The 25673-nt window shown below is 42.0% G+C and carries 18 protein-coding genes; 12 read left to right on the top strand and 6 right to left on the bottom strand.

The window, feature by feature from the left end; translation table 11 throughout:
* Positions 1-15: 15 nt before the first annotated feature.
* Together RYH73_RS25175 and RYH73_RS25170 are read left to right on the top strand one after the other, a co-directional pair.
* Complete coding sequence (locus RYH73_RS25175; protein WP_335316194.1) at positions 16-1176, top strand: aldose epimerase family protein; 1161 nt, start codon at positions 16-18, stop codon at positions 1174-1176.
* A 6-nt stretch (positions 1177-1182) separates the two neighbouring features.
* The gene (locus RYH73_RS25170; RefSeq protein ID WP_335316193.1) at positions 1183-2211 is read left to right on the top strand and encodes a family 43 glycosylhydrolase; all 1029 of its coding nucleotides are present in this window, start codon (positions 1183-1185) and stop codon (positions 2209-2211) included.
* Between the two features lie 30 nt (positions 2212-2241).
* Here the strand turns inward: RYH73_RS25170 and RYH73_RS25165 are convergent, their stop codons facing one another.
* Positions 2242-4095 carry a family 43 glycosylhydrolase gene (locus tag RYH73_RS25165; RefSeq protein WP_335316192.1) on the bottom strand — a complete coding sequence of 618 codons (1854 nt, stop codon included), beginning with the start codon at positions 4093-4095 and terminating at the stop codon, positions 2242-2244.
* Positions 4096-4517: 422 nt separating this feature from the next.
* Between RYH73_RS25165 and RYH73_RS25160 the strand changes: the two genes are divergently transcribed.
* The 7 genes from RYH73_RS25160 to RYH73_RS25130 all read left to right on the top strand — a co-directional run bounded on the left by RYH73_RS25160 (position 4518) and on the right by RYH73_RS25130 (position 17117).
* The gene (locus tag RYH73_RS25160) at positions 4518-7667 is read left to right on the top strand and encodes a ligand-binding sensor domain-containing protein (RefSeq protein ID WP_335316191.1); all 3150 of its coding nucleotides are present in this window, start codon (positions 4518-4520) and stop codon (positions 7665-7667) included.
* Between the two features lie 8 nt (positions 7668-7675).
* On the top strand, positions 7676-8458 hold the full coding sequence (locus RYH73_RS25155; protein ID WP_335316190.1) for a response regulator transcription factor: 783 nt from the start codon (positions 7676-7678) through the stop codon (positions 8456-8458).
* 214 nt (positions 8459-8672) lie between these two features.
* Complete coding sequence (locus tag RYH73_RS25150) at positions 8673-11717, top strand: SusC/RagA family TonB-linked outer membrane protein (RefSeq protein ID WP_335316189.1); 3045 nt, start codon at positions 8673-8675, stop codon at positions 11715-11717.
* 17 nt (positions 11718-11734) lie between these two features.
* Positions 11735-13267 (top strand): RagB/SusD family nutrient uptake outer membrane protein, encoded by a 1533-nt coding sequence (locus RYH73_RS25145; RefSeq protein WP_335316188.1) that lies wholly within the window; start codon positions 11735-11737, stop codon positions 13265-13267.
* Entirely contained in the window at positions 13254-14420 is a 1167-nt protein-coding gene (locus tag RYH73_RS25140) for a hypothetical protein (protein WP_335316187.1), read from the top strand. The genes RYH73_RS25145 and RYH73_RS25140 overlap by 14 nt, the downstream gene beginning before the upstream one ends.
* On the top strand, positions 14417-15529 hold the full coding sequence (locus RYH73_RS25135; RefSeq protein ID WP_335316186.1) for a sialidase family protein: 1113 nt from the start codon (positions 14417-14419) through the stop codon (positions 15527-15529). Before RYH73_RS25140 ends, RYH73_RS25135 begins: the two co-directional genes overlap by 4 nt.
* A gap of 169 nt (positions 15530-15698) precedes the next feature.
* Positions 15699-17117, top strand: coding sequence for a Gfo/Idh/MocA family protein (locus RYH73_RS25130; RefSeq protein ID WP_335316185.1), 1419 nt, complete (start codon positions 15699-15701; stop codon positions 17115-17117).
* On the opposite strand, the gene RYH73_RS25125 is transcribed toward RYH73_RS25130, so the two are convergent.
* The gene (locus RYH73_RS25125; RefSeq protein WP_335316184.1) at positions 17095-17745 is read right to left on the bottom strand and encodes a bifunctional 4-hydroxy-2-oxoglutarate aldolase/2-dehydro-3-deoxy-phosphogluconate aldolase; all 651 of its coding nucleotides are present in this window, start codon (positions 17743-17745) and stop codon (positions 17095-17097) included. The genes RYH73_RS25130 and RYH73_RS25125 overlap by 23 nt on opposite strands.
* 145 nt (positions 17746-17890) lie before the next feature.
* Complete coding sequence (locus RYH73_RS25120) at positions 17891-18892, bottom strand: sugar kinase (protein ID WP_335316183.1); 1002 nt, start codon at positions 18890-18892, stop codon at positions 17891-17893.
* 324 nt (positions 18893-19216) lie between these two features.
* Between RYH73_RS25120 and RYH73_RS25115 the strand changes: the two genes are divergently transcribed.
* From RYH73_RS25115 to uxaC, 3 genes are read left to right on the top strand one after another with little or no spacing between them, the layout of a single operon-like run.
* Positions 19217-20038: an SDR family oxidoreductase gene (locus tag RYH73_RS25115; protein WP_335316182.1), complete on the top strand. Its 822-nt coding sequence runs from the start codon at positions 19217-19219 to the stop codon at positions 20036-20038.
* A 30-nt stretch (positions 20039-20068) separates the two neighbouring features.
* Entirely contained in the window at positions 20069-21235 is a 1167-nt protein-coding gene (gene uxuA, locus RYH73_RS25110) for a mannonate dehydratase (protein WP_335316181.1), read from the top strand.
* 46 nt (positions 21236-21281) lie between these two features.
* The gene (gene uxaC / locus RYH73_RS25105) at positions 21282-22703 is read left to right on the top strand and encodes a glucuronate isomerase (protein ID WP_335316180.1); all 1422 of its coding nucleotides are present in this window, start codon (positions 21282-21284) and stop codon (positions 22701-22703) included.
* Positions 22704-22726: 23 nt separating this feature from the next.
* Here the strand turns inward: uxaC and RYH73_RS25100 are convergent, their stop codons facing one another.
* The 3 genes from RYH73_RS25100 to RYH73_RS25090 form a co-directional block, all read right to left on the bottom strand.
* Complete coding sequence (locus RYH73_RS25100; protein WP_335316179.1) at positions 22727-23746, bottom strand: LacI family DNA-binding transcriptional regulator; 1020 nt, start codon at positions 23744-23746, stop codon at positions 22727-22729.
* Between the two features lie 30 nt (positions 23747-23776).
* The gene (locus tag RYH73_RS25095; protein WP_335316178.1) at positions 23777-25132 is read right to left on the bottom strand and encodes a methyltransferase RsmF C-terminal domain-like protein; all 1356 of its coding nucleotides are present in this window, start codon (positions 25130-25132) and stop codon (positions 23777-23779) included.
* Positions 25133-25236: 104 nt separating this feature from the next.
* Positions 25237-25673, bottom strand: a 437-nt coding sequence (locus RYH73_RS25090; RefSeq protein WP_335316177.1) for a hypothetical protein, incomplete at its 5' end; no start/stop codon positions are given.

Raw genomic sequence — 25673 nt, 5'->3', positions numbered from 1 at the left:
TAATAAAAGATGAATATGAAGATAAAACCTTATGTATATTGCCTGTTGGCTTGTACGGCACTTGCCTGCAATAATCCTTCGAATGAGCAAAAAAGCGACAAAGCAAATCTAGGTGATACGACAGCTGTAAGTAATACGGCGGCATTCGGTGGTCAGATAGACGGAAAAGAAGTGAAGCTTTACACGATCAATAATGGAAAAGGCTTGACCGCGACCCTAACAAATTACGGAGGAAGAGTGGTCAGTTTAACCGTGCCGGATAAAGAAAGCAAACCTGTCGACGTTGTTTTAGGTTTTGCAACCGCTGCGCAATACAAAGCTTCTTCTGAGCCATATTACGGCGCTACCATCGGCCGTGTAGGCAACCGGATAGCGAAAGGGAAATTTGAGTTGGATGGAAAAAACTATAGCATCTTCACGAATAATGGGCAGAATACCCTGCACGGAGGGAAAAAAGGATTTCAAGATGTCGTATGGGAAGGGGAGCAGCTAAATGATTCCACGTTGGTTTTACGTTATCGATCGCCCGATGGAGAGGAAAATTTCCCTGGAAATTTAGCGGTTAAAGTTACATATACCGCAACGGCAAACAATGGTTTGCGCTTTGATTACGAGGCAACAACCGATAAGAGAACACCGGTTAACTTGACAAATCACGCCTTTTTTAACCTGAATGGAGAAGGTTCCGGCACGATTAACAATCACCTTTTACGGGTAAATGCTAATCGATATACACCCGTGGATAGCACCTTGATTCCATTGGGAAATCTAGCTTCGGTTAAGAATACACCTTTTGATTTTACCACGGCGCAAACCATTGGCAGCAGGGTAGACCAGGACAATGAACAATTGAAGTTCGGAGGCGGATACGATCATAACTTTGTATTGAATAAGGGTAAGACCTATGGCTTAGCTGCAACCGTTACGGGCGATCGAAGCGGTATTAAAATGCAGATTTTTACCGATCAACCTGGATTGCAATTTTATGGCGGTAATTTTATGAAGGGAGAAAATGTTTTGAAAAGTGGTGTCAAAGACGACTATCGTACGTCGATTGCGCTGGAGACACAGCATTTTCCGGATGCAGTAAATCAGACCGGTTTTCCATCTATCATCTTGGATCCGGGCAAAGTCTATAAAACAACTTCGGAATATATCTTTTCTGTCGTTAAATAAGTGAATATGTATAGGTTTTTGAGCCTCTATTTCTTTTGTATTGCTTTCGATTGTGCTGCTCAGCAGCATAAACAGTATAAAAACCCGGTCTTTGAACCTGTATTAGCGGATCCGTCCGTAATAAGGGATCCAAAAACCGGGTTCTTTTATGCTTTTGGTACTGCCGACGATTGGGGTGACGGTGCAGGACAGCGATGGGTACCCATGTTGCAGTCGGCGAATTTGACCGAATGGCATTATGTGAAAAATGCTTTAAAGCAAAAGCCGCAATGGAAGAAAGCGGGCGGTATTTGGGCACCTGATGTTAACCTTGTCAATGGAAAATACTATATGTATTACGCCTTTTCTACCTGGGGAGACCCGAATCCCGGTATTGGTTTGGCCATTGCCGATTCATTGAACGGTGATTTCATTGATCAAGGGAAAGTCTTGCTCAGTGCTGAAGTCAATGTCCCCAATTCCATTGACCCTTGTTTTTTCGAAGATGAAGGCAAGAAGTACCTTTTTTGGGGAAGCTTCAGCGATTTACCAACCCAAGGAACTTATGCTATTGAACTCAGTGCGGATGGTCGAACGGTTGCGGATATCAATAAAAAAATAAAGATTGCAGCAGGAGATTGGGAAGCGGTTATGATTCATAAACGAGGCGGTTATTACTATTTCTTTGGCTCGAAAGGATCTTGCTGTGAAGGATTGAACAGCAAATACCACGTACTGGTAGGAAGATCAAAACAGCTACTGGGACCGTATTTAGATAAGGAAGGGCATCCTATTACTGAACGAACACGTGGTACTTTGCTAATACAAGGAAATGATCGGTTTGTAGGAACCGGACATAATGCAAGGGTTATAACCGATGATAATGGGCAGGACTGGTTTTTATACCATGGCTTTGATGCCCGAAAAGGCAAGTTAAATAATGGTACCGATCGTAGGATTCTGTTGATGGATCCTTTATTTTGGAAGGATGGCTGGCCTGAGATAGCAGGACAAGGGGCTACTGCTACACTACAGAAGGCGCCGGTATTTAACTAATTTTTATATACTACTACTTTTTATATACTACTACTTAACGTATAAAAATCTAAAGGAACTTGAATCCACTTGAATAAAGGGTGGCGCCGCCTTATCCTCAAATTTAAGGTCAACGAGTGCTGTTTTTCGGGGAGCAACTTGGTCGTTTTTGAAATGAGTGTGGAGCACATAGTGTAAATTGCCCTGCTGATCTTGAATGATATCGCCATGCCCCGTACCTGCTTCACCCACTAATTGCTTATTTATAATTGGATTGCCAGGGTGTTTTACCCATGGCCCCAAGGGATGTGATGACGTAGCATAGCCAACAGCATAATCCGGATTGCGGAAATCATTCGCTGAGTAAAGGAGGTAATATAGCTGGCCATGTTTGATGACAGTGGGACCTTCCGTAACAGGCCAGCTGGCCTTAGCCGTATTTTCCCATGGTTCATCAGCATGAATACAGGCTTTGACACTTCCTTCTATAATATGATCCAAATCAGATGATAATGCGGCACCGTAAATTCGATTCCCGTCTTGCAGGCCTACGAAATAGATATAGGGTTTACCATCATCAAAGAATACAAAGGGATCAATTTGTTTCGTGGATCCGTTTAGCGCTTGTTTTGCACGCTGTTTAAAAGGGCCTAATGGACTGTCGCTGCTGGCGATGGCAATTTGTTCATTAGCCGTGTAGGCCATATAAAAAAGATTCTTGTATTTAAAAACTTGAGGTGCCCAAAATCCTTCGGTACCGAATGAATTATCCTTATGCAAGGCATAACCATTAGCTGCTTTACCAACCGGGCCTTCCCAATTTTTCAGGTCCGTTGAACGATAAACTTGAAAACCGTCGGACGCTCCCGTACCGTATAAATAATAAATACCATCATCGTAGAAAATGCTCGGATCGGCAAGCGTCAGCGATTTTGTATCAGTTATTTCCTCCACACGTGGCCATCCATTCTGATAGCGAATCCGTTTAATAAGCGCGACACGACCATAGCCATCGGGTTTGCCTGTTTTCGTATTAATGGGGATTGCGTGGTAGGCAATAAAAATATGACCCTTCGGATCACGGAAAATGGAATTATGCCCTGGTGCTAACCATAAACTGTCCTTTTCGAGCAAAACACTGTTATTTGAGTGATTGTAAGAACCCAGTCGTTCAAACGGTCCAAAGGGCGTCTTGGAGCGAGCGATCATAACGGCATAACTGGCCTCCGGTCCACAACAATTATCGCCCGAATAATAGAGGTAATAATAGCCCTGGTGATAATCAACCCATGCACCTTCAATTAATTTACTGTATTGTTCCTCCTGTCCCGGATGCATGACATCGATGGGTTTTGAGCCTAGACTAAATTGTGACCAATCGTCTGCCATCTCTTGGACTTTAATCGCTTTATGTCCTGAACCCCAATAGAGTAATTTCTTGTTGGTATTAGGATCTATGAATGCCATGGGGTCGATATTTTCGAAACCTTTACCACATAATAAAGGTTTTCCCGAATCTTTAAATGGTCCCGCGGGATGTTTAGCGTAAGCGACCCCTAAACACTTCCCATTCCCTGACTCACCGGAATAAAAAAGTACAAACTGATCTAACATACGATCAAATAACACATGAGGAGCCCAAAAATCGCGGTCCGCCCAACTTGGTTTTTCAGGAAGTGCATCTCCCAAAAGCGTCCAGCTTTGAAGATCTTTGGAACGGGCTACCTGGATATGGGCCAGTTTGTCGCCGATACGGCTATTTGTTGCGTAAGCATAATAAAATCCCTCGGCGTAAATAATAGTGGGATCAGGGAAATCTTTATCGATTATCGGATTCTTGATCGCCTGTCCAAAGGAGTAAGTGATGGATAAAGACAAGATGATCGAAAGAATAAAACACTTCATGGCATAATTGGTTGTTCAATCCCAAATTACGTAAAATAGCATAATAAAAAGCTCATCCTATTGTATCAAACTTTCGCCAAATTATCTTTTGGCTCAATATTCCGCTCTGGGAAATCGGGCGACTTCATCTATGTTAAAAGCGATTTCCCTAATATTCCACCTAGGCCATGCAGTGATAAAAGCTTGTTGATACAATTTAAGAAGAGTTGCTACTGACAAGCATATTAATAGTTAATCAATTATTGATTCAATAGAATATAAATCGAATTTCATTGGGCTATATCCGAATAAAGTCCGAATAAGGTCCGAACAAAATCCGAATAAAACCCTATATTATAAATAATTGAATATAGCGTCATTCATACTAAAAATCAGATGCGATCTTGTTCGAAATGAAAAGAAATACTAAGTTTGAATAAGCCATGATAAAAAAACTAATCACTGTATTCCTGTTTTGCTTATGCGTAAAACAACTTTATTGTCAGCCCTATTATTTCAAGCATTATCAAGTTGAAAATGGGCTTTCGAATAATGCGGTCATTTGTAGCATGCAGGACAGTAAAGGATTTATGTGGTTCGGTACGCGGGATGGTCTCAATCGTTTTGATGGTTATACCTTCAAAGTTTTCAACCATAATCCCCAAGATTCACTCAGCTTGGGGAATAATTTTGTACATAGTTTGTTTGAGGATCGTATTGGGAACATCTGGGTCGGAACCGATCTGGGTATTTATATCTATGATCCACTGACCGAAAAATTTAATCACTTCATTCACCATCAAGATGCGGCCATTGCGCATATTCAAGCGGATAAGAAAGGTAACATATGGTATACTGCTTTTTCGTCGTTGGTATGCTATAATACCTCGTCTGGGGGCATTAGAAACTTCGGAAAACTAGGTATGAGTTCTGTAGACGCCGTATCGTTAAGTCAAAAGGGAGTCTGGGTCGGTTCTAGCAACGGCGAAATTAAATTGCTCGATCCTGCATCGGGAAGTACAAAAAGCTTCGAAGTCTTCGAAAAAAAGACTTCGATCGGTTCGCGACCGGTTACCTGCCTTTTATGGGACGATGGCGCCGAACGCTTGTGGATCGGTACAGCAAAGCAAGGGATAAAACTATTACATCCAAATGAGGGAACTTATCAGGATTTGTTGGGAAAAAGCGAAGATCAATTGCCTATCTACGTGCATGATATCAAAAAAACAGATCGGGGGCAATACATGGTTGCTACCGAGTTGGGGGTATTTATCTATGAAGATCAATATAAAAGATTTGTGCATTTAAAAAAGGAGGATAATAATCAATGGTCTATTAGCGATAATGCGGTTTATACCATTTGTCGTGATGCAGAGGGAGGGATCTGGATTGGATCTTGGTTCGGTGGGGTTAGTTACTATCACAAACAACATACCTTTTTTGAGAAATTCTTCCCTCAAAAAGGAGAGAATAGTCTTATAGGAAGCGCAGTTCGTGAGATAACAGCGGACGATTATGGTAATTTATGGATCGGAACTGAAAATGGAGGATTAAATAAATTATCACTGGTAAACGGACGCTTTGAGCATTTTTCAGTTGAAGGTAAGCGTCAAACTTTGTCTTCTTCCAATATCCATGGTTTATTAGCAACCGGAGATACCTTATGGGTAGGCACCTTTCATCAAGGTTTAAACCTGATGCGGATCTCTACAGGAGAAGTTTTCAGGCAGTATACCGCTTCGGAAGAACCTTTTCAATTGGGAAGTAATTTTATATATACGATGTTACGCGTCCGTTCCGGTGAGGTATTATTAGCGACAGATCGAGGGATTTATCAATACCTGTTTGAAAAGGATGGTTTTCAGCTCATGCGCAATTTTCCCTCAAATATTTTTTATACATCGCTTTTTGAGGATCAAGATGGTACCGTTTGGGCAGGCTCCTGGCGAGATGGTTTATACTATTATAATCCAAAAACAGGTCGAAAAGGTCGGTACAGTCATCAACCCGGCAAGGTGTCAACCTTGACGAGTAATCGCGTGACTTACATTACCGAAACAAAGGATCGGCGGCTCTGGGTTGCCACAGAGGAAGGGCTTTGTCGTTTAGAAAAGCTTTCAGGGGAATTCAAGCGATATCACTTCCCTAAATCTATGCAAAGCCTACTAGTGTGTACGGTACAAGAGGACGACCAGGAGAATCTTTGGATCAGCACCTCAAAAGGCTTGATCCGCTTTAACCCACGTACGAATACGAGTCGTTTTTTTGGTGTGGCAAACGGACTTTTGAGCGATCAATTTAACTATAATGCAGCGTATAAAGCGCGGAACGGGATGCTTTATTTTGGCACGGTGAAAGGCTTAATTCGCTTCAACCCGCGCCGGTTACAAGACAAATCTTTTGTGCCGCCAATTTATTTCACCGGATTTCAGGTTTATAATAAAGATCTCGCGATTGATCAAAATGGTTCGCCGCTAAAAAAATCGATCACTTTTACCGACACCATCATTTTAAGGCATAACCAATCCACTTTTAGTATTGATTTTGCTGCGCTGAGCTATCCATCACCTGAAATGACGGAGTATGTTTATCGAATGGATGGGTTGGATCCCGGCTGGACGTACCTTCAGGCTAACCGAAAGGCATACTTTACGGAACTGCCTCCGGGAGAGTATATTTTTCGGGTTAGTACCGTTAATAGCTTAGGTACGCGTATAGGAAAAGAGGCGGTCCTCGCCATTCACATTTTACCACCATTTTGGGCAAGCAAAGCAGCTTATCTTTTGTATGCTATATTCATTATTATACTGGTCTATTACCTAATAAACTCCTATCACCTTCGGTTACGGGAAAAGAACAGATTGAAATTGGAACAGCTTGCTCACAAAAAAGAAGAGGAGATGTATCGTGCAAAAATTGAATTCTTTACGCAGGTTGCTCATGAGATCAGAACTCCTTTAACACTTATAAAGGGGCCTATGGAGAAAATTATTAAGCAGGTAAATGAAGTGCCTGCCATTCGGAAGAATTTGTTAATAATGGAAAAAAATACCAACCGTTTGCTGGAATTGTCAGGGCAACTTTTAGATTTTCGAAAAACGGAGGAGCAGGCATTTGTTCTTATGTATCAGCGTCTTGAAGTGGTTCAGTTTCTGAAAGATCAGGTTGAGAGACTGGGGCCAACAGCAATGGAATTGCGAATAAAGATAAAACTGGACGTATTAAAAGAAGGGCTTTGGGTATATGTTGATGTGGAAGCATTGGATAAGATGCTAAGCAATCTGCTGAACAATGCACTCAAATATGCAATTAGTAAGATCGTTATTCGGTTACAAAAGGAAGACAGGTTTTTTCGAATTATAATTGCGAGTGATGGAGAGCAAATACCTACCCATTTACAAGAGAAGATTTTTGAACCCTTTTATCGCGTTAAAGGAAATACAAAATCTATTGGGAGTGGTTTAGGTTTGGCGTTGGCCCGATCGCTTGCAGAGATGCATCGAGGTAGTTTGATTTTGGATACAGAGAATAACGAAAACTTTAATACATTTGTATTGTCGCTACCATGTAACCAGAAGGAATCTGATCTATGATAAATACCATGCAATCCCTTACAAGTAAACCCACTTTACTATTAGTAGATGATCATCGTGAGATTCTGGATTTCTTAGCAGATGATTTGCAGGAACATTATCAGGTATTTACCGCCAATGATGGGCAAGAGGCTTTGAACTTTCTGGCGGATGAAAGTGTCCAACTTATTATTAGTGATATTATGATGCCCGTGATGGATGGTTATGCTTTATGCGAGACAGTCAAATCTACGGTTGAATATTGCCATATTCCCATTATCCTATTGACAGCGAAAAACACCTTACAATCGAAGATACAAGGATTGGAGTTTGGTGCGGATGCCTACGTTGAAAAACCATTTTCACCGGAGTATCTCCAGGTTCAAATTGCTAATTTGCTGGCTAATCGAAATAAATTGCGCGAGTATTTTGCCTCTTCCCCTTTGGTACATATTAAAACGATGGCACATTCAAAATCAGACGAATTGTTTCTGGAGAAATTGAACGATCTGATTCATCAAAAGTTGGAAAATCCAAATTTAGACGTAGAGCATTTAGCTGATTTAATGTGTATGAGTAGGCCGACTCTATACCGGAAAATTAAAGCAATTTCGAATTTAACTCCTAACGAGCTGATCAATGTAGCGCGACTTAAGCGGGCGGCTGAATTACTCGCGGAGGGTGGAATGAAAATTTATGAAATAGCTGAAATGGTAGGATATAGTTCGCAAACCCATTTTGGTAGAAATTTCCACAAACAATTCGGCGTTTCTCCTTCGGAATACGTCGAAAATTTAAAACAGCGGAATTAATGTGGTGTCACGCTAGATAACGGTTTTTATTTCCGATCACCCCCCTTCTTTGATTTCTTGTGCAGGCCTTTACACCGCTCCATGACCTTATAAATTGACACAATATGCTGAAATATTGATACGCTTCGTTTAGCATCAAGCAGTACGCAGCCCCTACCTTTGGTTATCGACGAGGAGTTCTTCGCTCCTTTAATTACTAACCAATGAAAGACGTATGCATACCATTCAATTGTTAAATGAAAAGGGCAGAGCAGTGAAATCCTTTTTTTTGCTGACTTTCTTTATTTGCTTTTCAGTTTGCCTACAGGCGCAAACAACTATTACCGGATTGGTTCGAGACGAGTCTGGAGCACCCTTAACCGCCGTGAGTGTAAAGGTTAAGAACACCAATACCGGTGTGTCAACTAATCAGGAAGGGCAATACCGTATTGAGGTGCCCAACCAAGATGCTATTTTGGTTTTTTCTTATGTCAGCTATACGACACAGGAAGTTCCTGTACAAGGTAAGGCTGAAGTGAATGTAACACTTATGCCCGAAGAAAACTCACTGGATGAGGTCGTGGTAGTGGGGTACGGTACGCAGCAGAAACGCGATTTAACGGGAGCTGTTTCGGTCGTAAAGACATCAGAACTTACCAAAAGGCAAGCAACCACTATGGGAGAAGCGCTTCAAGGCTTGGCTTCCGGTGTGAAGGTGCGTGGAGGAGGAGGGCCGGGCTCGGAGGCAAAGGTGGAAATCCGCGGGTTGAAAAACTTAAGTGGTAGCAGCCCTCTTTATGTGATTGACGGTATGATTACCACCGCTAACCGGGATTTTAATCCCAACGATATCGAGTCTGTGCAGATTCTGAAAGATGCTTCCGCCGCTGCTATTTACGGGTCACGCGCTGCTAATGGGGTTATTATCATTACAACTAAAAAAGGTGCAAAAGGGCCCATGAAAGTTGAATTTTCGGGAACAACCAGTATGCAAACAACACCGCGCTATAAATTAGCGCAAACGGAAGAATTTGCCCGCCTTAATTACATGGCCTATGATAATGCGGGCGCTGCTAGACAGGATTTGGATGTGAGTCAAAATACCGATTGGCAAAAGGCCGCATTCCGCACGGGGAATATGCAAGACTTAAATCTAACCTTTTCAGGAGGTGGAGAAAGTGGAAGTTACTTGGTTTCGGGGAATTATTTTGGAAACGAAGGAACGGTGATCAGTACTGATTTTGATCGTATTAGTTTCCGTGTGAATACGCAGGGGACAAAGGGCATTTTTAGTATTGGCGAAAACTTGGCAATTAGCAATGCTAAGTCTGATGAGATGTCCGGTAGCCCGTATGCGGATGTTGTACGGTTATTGCCTACCATCCCTATTTATAATCCGAATAATCCAGGTGGCTATGGTTATGGAGACGAAAGACGGGCCCGAACTTTTGGAAGTAATCCGGTTGCTTTGGCCGACTTAGACGATCGGTACAACGAAAACCTCCGTATCCGTGGAAATCTTTGGTCTGAGTTAAAACCCGTTGAATTTCTGAAATATCGCTTTAACCTAGGTTATGAAACCAGCAATGACCATTATGCACATTTAAGGAAAGAAGGTAACTGGTCTTTAAATCAAGATTATCAACCCTCCATTGCCGATGAAAACCGCGCGAGATTCCAATCCATACTTGTAGAAAACACACTGACATTCAACAAGGAGTTTGGAAAACACGCTGTCAATGCGGTTGTTGGACAAACCTATCAGAAGGATCTTTATGCCCGTATATCGGGTATGAAAAGAAACCTGGTGCCAGATGGCAAAGGTGGCTATTATAGTGAATTGGATCAAGGAAATGAGCCACAAGCAGGTGGGTACCGACAAGAAGCGATTATTTTATCTTATTTAGGACGTATTGAATATAATTACGACAATCGTTATTTATTGAACGGGGTTATCCGCCGTGACGGGAGTTCGCGCCTTGGGCGATCCAATCAATGGGGGAATTTCCCCTCCATATCAGGAGCTTGGAGAATTAGTAATGAAAAGTTCTTTCAGAAGAATTGGGTTAATGACTTGAAAATCAGGGCTAGTTATGGAAGACTTGGAAATAGCATTACCAGTGCCGGACAGGTCGGAAATAGCAGTGCCAATTATTGGGATTATCTCGCTGTAATCAATACATTTTCAACAATTGCGATGGGGCGAGATCAATTGATTTCTCCCGGGGCCACCCAAGTTGCGCTGGTTAACCCAAATCTGCGCTGGGAAACCTTGACACAAAAGAATTTTGGGGTCGATGCAACGGTGCTGGATAATAAAATTACCTTAACAGCTGAATATTTTATTGCCGATACAAAAGATGTATTAACGGCGATGCCGATCGCTTTAACAACAGGTCATGATGGTACACCACCTATCGCCAACGCCGCGAGCCTTAAAAACACAGGTTTTGAACTCTCTTTAGGTTATAACGAAAATAGTCGCGAGTTCAAATATTATATAAACACCAATGTTACAACACTTAGGAATAAGGTAACAAGTTTAGGTTACGGTCGAAATAACATCTTCGTCGGGAACACCGTAACACAGGTTGGTCAGCCAGCAGGAATGTGGTTTGTGTTACAAACGGATGGTCTTTTCCAATCACAAGAGGAAGTCGATGCTTACCAGAACGCAGAAGGTAGGGTCATACAACCTACTGCTAAACCCGGAGATATACGTTTCAAAGACAACAATGGGGACGGCCAGATTACAAATGACGATAAAGTGGTGGTAGGGTCTCCTTGGGCGGACGTTGAGCTCGGGATTAATTTAGGAGCATCGTATAAAAACCTTTCACTGACAATGAATTGGTTTGGGGCTTTTGGTGCAACGGTGTATAATGGTTACCACAGTTTAGTCGATCGTTTTGACGATAATTCAAATTATCGAGCGGGCATTCAGCCATGGACGCCCGAAAATCCGAATACCGATGTACCAAGGATGTTTTATGGTTCGACGCTTAGCTCACGGGGTGATACCGATAGATGGCTTGAAAGCGGTAGTTTTATGCGATTGAAATACATTAGTTTATCGTACACATTGCCCGAGACTTGGTTGAAGCGGATTGGCTTTCAGCATGGACAGGTAATCCTATCGGGACAAAATCTATTGACTTTCACCGGCTACAAGGGGCTCGATCCGGAATTTAATAATGCGAATATATACGAACGTGGGTTCGACAATTTTAGTTATCCAAACCTGAAAACGTACTCCTTGGGTTTGCAATTTGGGTTTTAATTTAAACAGGATACATTATGAAAGGCTTATATATATTGTTATCGATCTCCTTTTTAACACTTTTAGGCAGTTGTAAGAAGGACTTACTAAATATAGAAAATCCGAACACACCCACAACCGACGTGTTTTGGAAAACAGAAGATGATGCGCAGCGAGGTGTAAACTCCATTTATGCCATGTTTTATAAACCCGCTCTCTGGTCGAGATGGATCTATTTTCGATTGGATCTCACTTCGGATGAAGGATTCAGCAAGAGTCCCTGGATCGAATTAGGGGATTGGACTCGATTCCAATATGTAAATTATAATTTTGGTGAAGGAAATGTTTTTACTTGGAAAGATACTTACAAAGCTGTTTTTCGTTGCAATCAAGTGTTGGATAACGTGCCTAACATCACCTTTGCTGATGAAGCAGATAAAGACAAAATATTGGGACAAGCTAAATTTTTGAGGGCCTTGCATTATTATTATGCGGCGCTCTTGTGGGAAAATGTTCCTCTGGTACTCAAATCCTCTCAACCGGACGACTTACCCTTACAGAATACATTAGCAGAAGTTTGGGCACAGATCGAAAAGGATTTAAAAGAGTCCTTGGAAGTGTTGCCTGTTGAATGGGATGACAGCAATGTTGGACGCCCTACAAAAGGAGCTGTTAATGCTTATTTGGCAAGGGTGTACATGCAGCAACATAAGTGGGCGGAAGCGAAGCAAGCGTTGGATTACTTTTTTACCGGTGAGGGAAGTGGTAAGTACAGTTTGATAAGCAATTACCAAGATAATTTTACACACAACAACGAAAATAACAGTGAATCTGTGTTTGAGATTCAATTCTCTGACGCAAATAAAACACCCGAAGATGGCGATGGTCCAGGTCAGATGATGACCAGCCAACGTGCGCAGTTTTTTGCACCTCGAAGTATCGGATGGTCGGATGGCCAAGCTCGTTATTGGATGGTGGACGAATTTAAAAAGGAAAAAACGACACAGGGTGAACTTGATCCGCGATTGCGTTATACCTTGTTTTATCCTGATTTGGAAGCAGATTTTGGAGATAAAGTTTACGGTAGAACCTGGGCTTGGGACGCTGATGAAGCTTGGTTCCGGAAGTATGCAAGAGACTATTATCGAGAAAATGAGGATTATTATGCGCAAAATAACTTTCGGATGGTGCGCTACGCAGATATTTTATTGCTTTATGCAGAGGTTTTGAACGAGTTGGGCAGTACAAGCGAAGCGGTTAGCTATGTTGATCAGGTGCGGAGCCGTGTCGGGTTACCTAATCTTTCAGTTAACCACCTTGCTGCTACCCAAGATGCCAATGCTTTTAGAGAGCGATTGAAAATGGAACGAGAATTAGAGTTATGTGGTGAGAGTGTACGATGGGCAGATTTAAAGCGCTGGGGTGATTTAGATACGCAAGAGAAGGTGGCCGGTGTTGCTGAACGGGATCCTGATTTTAAAAACTTTGTTGTCGGCAAACACATTCGTCTCCCTCTTCCACAAATCGAGGTGTTAAATAATCCCAATTTAAAGCAGAATGCGGGTTATTAAAAAGTTTTTAGGGAAGAAGAGAGGCCGTCTGGTATTTCTTCTTTCCCTATTGTTCTCCTCTTTGTTGATTTCGTTTCAACTAAAAGACAAAATTGAATGGAAACAGCAAGTCCTTGTTCAGGATGTTAGGCCATTTAAAGATCTTGGGAAAATAACTGAAGTGAACGGGACCGTCCAAAGATCTTCTGGTTTATACGGTGCTCAATATGGGAGATTACTGGCACTTAGTGGGGGGGAATGGCTTGCTGCCTACACGGTTTCCAGGAATAACGGTTATCAACAAGAACCGGATGGAGGATTAACACTGGAAGTCGCGAAAAGCATCGATCATGGTAAAAATTGGCAAGTTATAAGTGAAATAAAAGACCCGGGCCGTGATTTGGATAATGCACAGATGATTGAAAAATCGGACGGAAGCCTACTGTTAGCCTGTCGTTCGGTCAGATGGCAGGAGTCTTATATCTTACCGGTTTATAGTAGTAGTGATGGGGGAAGGACATGGAGTTTGTTAAGCGAAATTGATAGTCATAAGGGGAAACCAGGGGCATTAGGAAATCCGGATCAGGGTATGTATGAACCACATATGCTGTTTTTAAATGATGGGCGCCTATCGGTTATGTATGCAAGTGAAAAATATGCGAAGTCCTCATCTCCCTATAGTCAGGTAATTTCGCAGAAAATTTCAGATGATGGGGGACGGTCTTGGTTGGAAGAAAGGAAAGTGGTATATGACGATGCCAGCCGGTCATCTCGACCTGGGATGCCGGTTTGGACAAAGATGAGAAATGGGAGCTACCTGCTTGTTTATGAAATATGTGGTCCTCAAAAATGCAACGTATTTTATAAAGTCAGTAAAGATGGTGTTAATTGGCCTAATGGTTTTGGCAATGAAATTGCGGATCAGCTAGGCGGACCTTACGTTTTGTCTTTACATGACGGTAGGTTATTGGTAACCTCCAATTCGAGTAAAATGTCGTTAAGTACTGATTACGGCGAGACCTGGATGGGAGTAGAACCAGCTTGGGCGCAAACGTTATGGCCAAGTTTGTATCAGTTCAACGCAGATGAAGTTGTAGCGGTTAACAGCGTCGCCCGGTCTGTTGGTGGACATAATATTCAACTGAAATTCGGTAAATTAACACGAGAGAAATGAAGAAGGCCCAGCAGCTATGCCTTGTTTTTTCTTTATGCATGATGATATCATATGCGCAGCAAATTGTCTGGGGTACAGGGTCGATGCGCAAAATATCTACGCCGGCGAAGCGTTATACCAGTTATCCGAGAATGATTGAATTGAGAGATCAGTCGTGGCTATGTGTTTACGAGTCTGATGGAGATATTGTCTGTACTAAAAGTCTTGACCAAGGTAATTCATGGAAAACGATCAGCTTAGTTGCCGAAAGCGAACTCGATGTGAATATGTGTGTGCCGAATATTATACAATTACGCGATGGTTCTCTTTTAGCAATGTATAACCCAAGGCCTATAAAAGATAACACAGGACATCACTTCGAAATCAATACGAAAAAGTGTGATGATAAAGGATTGACCTGGCATAGTAAGCGAGTCGTTTATAGGGCGGGTAATGCGTTTAAAGATGGTTGTTGGGAACCGGCAGCTGTACAGCTACCTGATGGCACCATTCAGCTGTTTTTTGCAAATGAGGGCTTATATTTAAGTAGTAATGAGCAGAATATAGCTCGATCCGTATCCTTTGACAACGGACTAAGTTGGTCGAAAGAACCAATAATTGTAAGCTTTAGAGCGGGTTTTCGTGATGGTATGCCTGTACCGTTATTAATCGAGGAGAATAAGATTGCTATTGCTATTGAAGACAACGGCATACAACAGTTTAAGCCCTATATTATTTATGGGGATATAACGGACGATCGAATCTATCCCGTGTTAGCCGATGATCCCAATCGAGTTTATGCCCTCAAGCATAGGCTTGATGATTCGGTTTATGCGGGCGCTCCGTATCTGTGCAAATTACAAAACGGACTTACCCTCCTTTCCTATCAAGGAACGGAAGGGCGAAAAAATAAGATGGACTACGCGGATATGAAAGTTTTCGTAGGGGATAGTTTGGCCTCCAACTTTACCCATGAGAGTAAACCGTTTCTGATTCCTCCCGAAAAATCGGCGCTATGGAATAGTTTAATGGTTAGTTCTGAGAATACCATTGTTGCCCTTACGGCAACCAATGCTTTTGGTGAGGGCAAAACCGAGATATGGATGGTAAAAGGGCGACTTGAACAGTAGCATGTAGCATATCGTGTCGAAAGCGCTTCGTAAAATTGATATGCAAATACGTGAAAATTTTTGTTTGGCTTAAATATTTATTTTAGTTTTATCTCACTAGTTAGCCAAATAAGGCTATGATCGAAGCATACCGTATTTGGTTTAAGACGATATTTAAGCAAGCTAAACAATGAATAAAACCGATAATAACGATTCCCGGAGAAAATTTTTGAAGAAATTGAGCAGTAGCGCTGTGCTGGCTGTCGCAAGCCCTAATTTGATAAGTGGTACAACGATTTTTGCGGACAAACATGTTCAAATCTTAAAAAAGCGCGGGAAAATCCCCGCAAATGATCGAATTAATGTTGCGGCAATAGGGTTAGGCATCATGGGATTTGGGAATTTAAAAGCGGCGTTGAGTAGAGAGGGTATTGAATTGATTAGCGGTGCGGATTGCTATGACGGCCATTTACAGAAGTTAAATGAGCTGTATGGTAGTCAAATTAGAACGACACGGCACTATGATGAAATTTTGGACGATCCGAGTGTTGATGCGGTGATTATCTCTACACCTGACCACTGGCATGCTCGGCAGGCGATTGCTGCGATGAAGAAAGGAAAAGCCGTTTATTGCGAAAAACCGTTGGTACATAAAATAGAAGAAGGGGAGGCTTTGATTCAAGAGCATCGAAATGCTAAAGTAGCATTTCAGGTAGGTAGCCAATGGGCAAGTTCCATTGTGATACACAAGGCGAAGGAATTATATCAACAAGGGGCTATTGGGAAATTGAACTTTGTGGAAGTATATACCGATCGTTTTGATGCCAAGGGTGCCTGGCAATACTCTATTCCTCCAAATGCCTCGGAAGCTACATGTGACTGGAAGGCTTTTCAGGGGGGGGCAACAGCACTTCCTTTCGACCCTGTACGCTTTTTTCGTTGGCGAAATTATCAAGCTTATGGCACCGGTATGGCAGGTGATTTATTTGTGCACTTGTTTACCCGTTTGCATACGATAACGGGTTCTTTAGGACCGGAGAGGATTTATGCAACAGGTGGCTTGAATTATTGGAAAGATGGACGGGATGTTGCTGATTTGATGTTAGGTCTGTTTGACTATCCGGAGACACAACAGCATCCTGCTTTCAACCTTTCTTTACGTGTTAATTTCGTGGACGGTTCGGGTGGTGGTGATAGTATGCGCCTCGTGGGGAATGAAGGCGAAATGGTTTTAGATGGAAATAGTGTAAGCATTAGAAATAAGAAATTAGCCCAAGCACCCGGATATGGGGGATGGGATACCTACGAAACTTTTCCCGAGAAAGTGCAGCAAGAATTTGTAACCCAATACAATGCAAAATATCAACATATTCGGCCTCAGGTGTTGTCGGTCGGTGAAAATATTTTTCAGGCACCAAAGGGTTATGACATGAGGGCAGACCATTTTGACGATTGGTTTCATGCCATACGAACGAAAGGCGAAGCTGTAGAAGGCCCGGAATTCGCTATGCGAACGGCAGGGCCCGCCTTAGCAGCCAATATTAGTTATAATGAAAAGCGAATCGTTCATTGGGATCCTCTTCGTATTAAGCAGAGGCAAAATTCATAACTTGTTGACATCTCTCTGTTAACCATTGAAAGTCAGTGGAATTTGCTGGCTTTTCAAATAATTTGGAACCCATGCCTACGGCGCTGACTCCGGCACTAAACCACGTTGATATGCTTGTTTGATCGGGGTTGACACCTCCTGTTGGCATAAACAACATATCGGGGAATAGTGGTTTTATCGCCTTTAAAAAATCGGGCCCTAAGCTGCTTCCAGGAAATAATTTCACCAGAGGTGCTCCTAATACTTCGGCGGTATTGATCTCGGTGGGTGTCATGCACCCTGGAATCCATAAGACATCGACATCTAAGGTAATAGCAGCAATTTCAGGTTTTACAATCGGACTGACAATAAAATCAGCGCCCAAAGCTAGATAGTCTTCTGCCTGTTTAGCAGATTTAATAGTGCCGATCCCCAAATTTAGTTCTGGTAATTGCGCATCGCGGAAGGCTTTCAATTCTTTAAAATTTACCAAGGCTTGACTACCTCTGTTAACAAATTCAAAGACGCGAATACCGCCATCATAACATGCTTTCACGGTATCTAAACATGTTTGCAGGTCATCATGGTAATAAACCGGAATGACTGGATATTTTTTTATTTGTATAATACTTTCTTCAATTGTTTTCATTTGGATAAAGTAAAAAGTAAAAAGTAAAAAGTAAAAAGTAAAAAGTAAATTTCACTAACAACTAACAACTAACAACTAACAACTAACAACTAACAACTAACAACTAACAACTAACAACTAACAACTAACAACTAACAACCAATAACTAATAACTCCCATCCCCCAGATCGCCTTTCACAAATAACTTTTTAAATCCAGCGGAGGTGGCTAAGTCAATCACGGCCTGATTTTCTTTACCTGTGGTGAGTGCATGAATGAGCCCGCCCATAAAGGCATCGCCGCTACCGATTCGATCAATTACTTCATTGGTTTCGAATGTTTCCGAAGCATAGTTCCCTTCTTGATTATGGTAAGTGCCATAGAAAAGATTATGCGACGGGTTATCCATAAAGCGGAAAGTATAGGCGATATGTTTACAGTTTTTAAATTGCTTGAATACTTCTTGTGCCGACCGATTGGCGTGCTCTATGTACAGTTCTTTCGTGGTATTACGGTCAAGGCTGGCATCAACAGAAGTGCCAAGCATGGTATTCGCTGCCCATATGTTTCCCATAATGACATCACAATAAGCGACCAATGAAGGCATTACTTCAATGGGCGACTTGCCATAGTTCCATAATCTATTTCTGTAATTTAGGTCAACCGATATAGTTAGCCCCTTCTTTTGGGCCGCTTGTAAGGCTTCCTCGCAAATGGCCATCATGCCTTCGTTCAGTGCGGGAGTAAGCGCAGTCCAGTGAAGCCAATCGTGACCTTCCAATACTTCGTCCCAATTAATGTCTCCGGGTTTGAGCGAGCTGAACGATGAGTACTTTCGATCATAAACCACCTCTCCCTTACTAAGTCCATTAGCGGATAATAAAAAATAAAGGCCTAGTCTGTCGCCTGCAAATCTGCACTGGCTCGTATCTACTCCGCGCTCTTTCAGGCTATTAAGCGCTTGGTTGGCCAAGGGGTTGTCCGGTATGCAACTTATATACGAGACAGGTGTTTTCATGCATGCCAGGGAAGAAGCTACATTTGCTTCTGATCCGCCCGCATATATAGCAATACCCTCGCTTGCATTGATAAAATGACCGGTCTGCGTACTGACCCTAAGAAGAAATTCGCCAAAAACAGCGATTCGATTACCTTCGTGTAAAATCATGAATTAATTTTTTAAGACAAGCCTGATGATATAGATCATGACAAGCACCTTGCTAAAAGGCATCTACTTGTTTCTTGTCGATAGTGGCTAGTTTTTTTGTCGAAAATAGCTATTATTCTCGTGTATAAAAATATCCATTCATTTTAAACTACGCAATCGATATCGTAAATTCTTTAGTGTAAAATAATTGAAATCGATTTTTATTTGCTAAAATTGGATTTTAATTAATCATGATCGATTCTTGCCAAAGACAGCTAGGCCATTTATAAGCGTGAAATTCTTTTGCAACGTAAACTTGAATGAATCGATATAAAAAGCTAAGCAATGAGTAAAACATCACCCTTTTCTTTGGAAAATAAAGTTATCGTTATCACCGGTGCAACAGGTGTATTAGGTAAGCACTTTTCATTAGCCGTAGCCGAAGCAGGAGCGAAGGTGGTTGTTATGGGAAGAAATAAAGAACGAGCTGATACAATTGTTGAACAAATTAGGCATATCGGTGGCGATGCAATTGCTGTGCTAGCCGATGCGATGGAAGAAGATCAAGTACTTCTTGCCAAGGAGAAAATTTTGCAACACTATGGAACCATCGATGGATTGGTGAATGCAGCAGGAGGAAATATCCCTGGAGCGACCATTTCCCCTGATCAAAATCTATTTGATACCAAAATTGAAGATACAAAGAAAGCCGTTGATTTGAACCTATTTGGGACGGTGATACCCACCTTCGTATTCGGGAGGGTAATTGCAGAAAAAGGAAAGGGTTCCATTGTGAACATATCATCTCTTTCTGCGCATAGACCTATTACCCGAGTGTTAGGATATACGATGGCTAAAACTGCCATTGAAGGTTTTACGAAATGGATGTCTGTAGAACTAGCGCAACGTTATGGTGATGGGATCCGGGTCAATGCCATATCCCCGGGGGTTTTCCTGACAGAGCAAAACAGGACTTTATTAACCAATGCGGATGGGTCGTTTACCGACAGAGCAAATCGATTTATAAATGGAACGCCTTTTGGCCGGTTAGGGAATCCGGAAGAATTAAAAGGAACTTTGGTCTATTTATTAAGCGACGCATCTGCCTTTGTCAACGGTACAAGTATTTTAGTAGATGGCGGTTTCAATACATATTGTGGGGTATAGCACCTTTAAATAATAAGAAGAAGACAAATTATGACTAATAAGAAATTATTGCAAAGCTGGCGTTGGTATGGACCGAATGATCCGGTGTCTTTGCAGGACGTAAAGCAAGCAGGCGCAACGGGTATTGTGACGGCTCTTCATCATATTCCACATGGCGAAGTGTGGCCATTGGAAGATATTAAAGAACGTCAACGTATTATTGAGGCAGAAGGACTTACTTGGGCGGTAGTAGAAAGTGTACCTGTGCATGAGGCGATCAAAACGGATCGAGCAGATGCCGGTCCATTTCTTAAGAACTATATACAAACATTGGAGAATCTGGCTGCCTGTAATATCAAAACAGTTTGTTATAACTTCATGCCGGTACTCGACTGGACACGTACGCAGCTCGACCTCACCATGAAAGACGGGTCAAAGGCCCTGTATTTCGATTGGACCGACCTCGCTTTATTCGATTTGTTCATTCTGAAAAGAACGGACGCGGAAAAGGATTATCCCGCATCGATTGTAGCGAATGCAAAACAGCGTTATGATACCTCAACTGATGAAACGCGAACAAAACTAAGTGAAGTGGTTTTGATGGGGATTCCCTCGGAAGAACCTATTGGATTGGCCGATTTACAGAAGAGCATCGAAGTATATAAAGAGATAGGTACTGAAGGTTTACGGAAAAATCTGCTTAAATTTTTGGCAGCGATTGCTCCGGTATGCGAAAGCCAAGGTATTCATATGACGATTCACCCGGACGACCCACCTTATCCTATTTTGGGCTTACCACGTGTAGTTAGCAATCAGGATGACTTATTGTATTTGGTGACTAGTGAGCCTAGGGAATTTAACGGACTCTGTTTCTGTACAGGTTCACTCGGTGCGGGTGTAAATAATAATATTCCTGCTATTTTGGAATCGGTTAAGCATAAAGTTCATTTTGCGCATTTGCGTAATGTGAAGAAAGATGAGGAAGGTAATTTTTATGAAGCGGATCATTTGGATGGCGATGTGGATATGTATGCTGTAATGAAGATTCTTACCGAAGAAAATCAAAAGCGTCAAGTATCCATTCCTTTTAGACCCGATCATGGTCATCAAATGCTTGATGATCTACATAAAATCTCCAACCCGGGTTATTCAGCTATTGGTCGCTTACGAGGCCTTGCCGAATTGCGGGGATTGGAATTGGGAATCTTAGGAAACTAATACGGAATCGAGTTATTCCCCCTAATTTATAAGTTAAAGAAGGAATATGAAAGAATTTCTTAGCGAAGACTTTTTGCTGCAGTCGGACTTGGCTGTGCGCTTATATAATGAGTATGCGAAAGATCTACCCATTATCGATTACCATTCTCATTTACCACCGGATGTAATTGCTGTCGATCGGAATTTTCCGAATATTACGCAACTATGGCTGGCAGGTGATCACTACAAATGGCGTGCGCAACGGGTCTTAGGTATAGATGAAAAATACATAACAGGTGATGCGTCTGATCTGGAAAAATTTAGGAAATGGGCTGCTTGCGTGCCTTACACAATGAGAAATCCACTTTATCACTGGACGCATATGGAGCTCAAAAAACCCTTTGGTGTGCAAGAAATCTTAAATTCTGAAAATGCCGATCGAATATATGGATTTACCAACGAGAAACTACAAGATGCCGGGTTTACACCTCGAGGCTTACTGACGCAATTTAAAGTAGAGATGGTAGGGACAACCGATGATCCGCTTACGGATCTGGCTGATCATGAGCAGATTGCTGCATCCGATTTTGATACACAGGTACTTCCTTCTTTTCGACCTGATAAAAGTTTCAACTTGAGCGGCGGGGATGCTTTTAGGCTTTATGTCGCTTCGTTGGCCGAAGTTTCAGAAACCGAGATTAAGGATATTGATTCGCTGTTAGAAGCGTTGCAAAAACGCGTATTTTATTTTCACGGAAAGGGCTGTCGTATAGCTGACCATGGATTGGCGCACATGCCAACGATCCAATTTAACAGAACCGAATTGGATGGGATCTTTAAGGAGGTTTTACGTGGGGACGATACAAGGGCGTCCGCTAATCAGGATGCCTTTACCGGCTGCATACTGCTGGCTTTATGTAAGATGTATCATCAGCAAGAGTGGGTGCAACAATTTCATCTAGGTGCCCTGCGTAACAATAACACACGAAGATTAGCTGAGCTAGGACCCGATACAGGGTACGACTCCATTGGAGACTATGCACAAGCGGTTAACCTCGCAGCCTTTATGAATCTTCTTGAAAGTGAAGATCGATTAGCTAAGACCATTCTATATAATTTAAATCCGTCGGATAACGAAGTGTTTGCGGCGATGACCGGAAATTTTCAATCGGCCGGAATTGTAGGTAAAATTCAATTTGGTTCTGGATGGTGGTTTTTGGACCAACTGGAAGGTATGACCAATCAAATGAACAGTTTATCAAACATCGGTTTAATCGCCTGTTTTATTGGTATGTTAACGGATTCTAGAAGTTTTCTTTCCTATTCGCGACATGATTATTTTCGCCGTTTACTCTGCAATCTTTTTGCTACTGATGTAAATAACGGTTTGCTGCCCAACGATATCAGCTGGATTGGTAAGATTATCAGGGATATCTGCTATTATAATGCCAAAAATTACTTTACGGTACCGCTCCCACAACTTATTTAACGTAGAGGAGCGGTATCCTCTTTCTATATACGTTTGCTGGAAGCCCGTTCATAAAGTTTGGCATCTAGATAAACCGTTTTCTTTTCTTCCTCATCAATTCCCTCGATAATATCTATTAATCGGTTGGCAGCGGTTTCCCCGATGCCGATAGCTGGTTGATAGATGGTACTGAGCGGTGGATTTAAGGAACTTGCAAGATTGGTGTTTGTGAAACCCACTAAGGCAATATCTTGCGGAATCCGATAACCCATTTCTTGAAGTATAGGGATACTGGATGTGCTAATCTGATCGCTCAACGTAATTATCGCCGTTGGAGGAAGGCTTAAGGCACTAAGTTTTTCCATGGCATGATAAATACTTTCTTCCAATTGGCTGGTTGATTGTAAGTTACAAGGCTGTATATATTGCTCCCTAACTTCAATTTGATGATTGTGCAATGCCCTTTTATAACCTTCTAGACGTTGTATGTTAATATTTAGGCTGGTATTGCTATGAAGAACTGCGATTCTTGTATAACCATTTTTTATAAGGTGATCGGTTGCTTGGTAAGCTGCATCTAGGTTGTTGATACTCACTTTTGGAACGTCTAACTCGTCGCTGTATCGATCAAATAGAACGATGGGTAAACCCCATTGTTGAAATCGTATTAAGTGATCAACATTGGGGGTTTCGCAAGCAGGTGAAATGAGTAAACCGTCTATTGAGCGACCGTATAGCACTTCGGTACACTTTATTTCTTGTTCATGCGATTCTTTACTTTGCATGATCATAATACTATAACCTCGCTCGTTGCATACCCTGTCAATGCCGTTAAGCATTTGGGAAACGAAGCTATTATCGATGGCACAGATAACCACCCCAATAGTTCGACTTTTGCCTTCTTTTAGGCTTTTTGCAAGTGTATTAGGTTGATAGCCAACCTGTTCAGCATAGGTAATTACCCTTTTTTTTGTGTCTTCTCCAATCTCATAACTGTCTCGAAGTGCTTTGGAAACAGTGGAAGTGGACAAATTCAAGGCTTTGGCAATATCACGTAAAGTCATATCTTGATTACTTGTATCTTGCGATGTGTGCTAGAGATTAACGATGCGCCATTCTTTGGGATAATAATTGTTTATCCGATGCGGTAATATTTTTATCCACCCCAAAGCGTACTGGCTATAGCTGGCTAAAGCCCATCCCTTTATATTAGTTGTTAATTGCATTTCTGCTTTCCTTAAATACTGTTGTGCATTATCGAGCGAAAGCTCAATGCGAGGAACATGATCGCTAATGGCTGTACTCAGTGCTAGCTCGTGATGTGGTATTAGCTCTTTTTTAGCGAGCCGACCTAGGTTCGTTCCTACCTTTTTCAGATAGAGTACGTTTTGTAAAGCTACTATGTTAAGCGCGTGTTGCGATGGAATAATCAGCGTGTCTTCTTTAAAAGAAAGTGTGGTGAATTCTTTTTCCATCTTTACCCAATCCTTCAATATCGTCTTATCTAATTGGCTTTTATCAATTTTAACCTTTTTTTTATTGAAAGTACCTTGACTTTTTTTCTTACGAAAACAGGCGATATAAAACCCTTCACCTTGCACTTTATGTGGATAGAAACGGTAGCCATGACATTGATGTACAGGTGATCGTGTTTCTTCAATTTGCCAAGTGGGATCAATAGCGATTGGGATTGATTGCATGTCATGGTTCGCGGCTAACCAATCGGCAATTTGTTCATTTTCTTCCATGGAATATGAGCAAGTCGAATAAATCAGGGTACCTTCTTCTTTGAGTGTTGACAGACTGTCCGAAAGAATTCGTTGTTGCCGTTGGCTGCATAAGTTTACAGCCTCTTCTGACCATTCGCTAAGACTTTGCGCATCTTTTCTGAACATCCCTGAACCCGAGCAGGGAGCATCTACGAGCATTAAATCGAAGAAACCGGGTAACCGATTAAAGGACATTGGATCATTATTGGTAACCACAGTGTTGTAATTTCCCCATTTCGTTAGATTATCCGCCAGAATATTAACTCGGCTTTTTATAATTTCATTTGAAACTAACAAACTATCTTCATGCAGAGCGCTATTAAGTAAGGTGCTTTTACCGCCAGGTGCGGCACATAAATCTAACGTTAAAGTTGCTTCTTTATGCAGATCGAGGAAGCGGATAATATGATCGATAAACATGGAGGAAGCTTCTTGTACATAATAGGTTCCTGCCTGAAATAAAGGGTCTAACGTAAATGTGGGACGTTCATTTAAATAGTATCCGGTAGAACACCAGGGGACGGGAGGATTTTTTTCAAATTTCCTGATTGGTTTAGCAGGATTGACTCGTATAGAGGTGATTTGTTCCTGTTGTTGATGTGTGCGAATAAATTCCTCCTCGTCTATTTGGAAGTCTTTTTTTAATGCCGCGATAAGCTTGGAAGGCAAAAAATTACTCATAGTATTTACAAACCTAGCAGGAAATTGTGAGATTTAGAATAGAAACAGCAAAAAAGAGCGTTGGACGATTGCGGTTAAGCATATCATATACCGCTTAAATCTGATTAATGAACGCTTGTTTGGTGAATCGCAAAATTGATTGTTAAAAAAACGCTCTGTTTTCCAGTTTGTTGTGCATGTTCCGTATTTTTTTCGGGCTGAACATTTGCATTTACGCAGAGTAATCGTACCTTTGCACTCCGCTGACGGAGGGAGGCGGTCGTTGTTCTGAAGGGTTTGCGCGGGGATATGGAGGGGTGCCGGAGAGGGGAGAAAAATATTTTCATAAATATTTTGCGGATACGGAAAAAGCTGTTACCTTTGCAGCCCCGAAGGGGGGAGAGCAGGAGACCCGAGGCGCGAGGCCGGGGGGAATGGGATAAAAAAAAAGAGGATGCCGTGCAGCGATGTGACGGGATACCGCAACAGGCAGGAAGCGCGAGCGGATGGCCGATAAGTTCTTTAAAGAAATGATTCATGTAGCGTAACGGGCAGTCGGAAA

The organism is Olivibacter sp. CPCC 100613 (genome assembly GCF_036959255.1).
Classification (GTDB): Bacteria; Bacteroidota; Bacteroidia; order Sphingobacteriales; family Sphingobacteriaceae; genus Olivibacter.
Note: the sequence above shows the minus strand (reverse complement) of the source record. Positions and strands in the feature narration are given on the sequence as shown.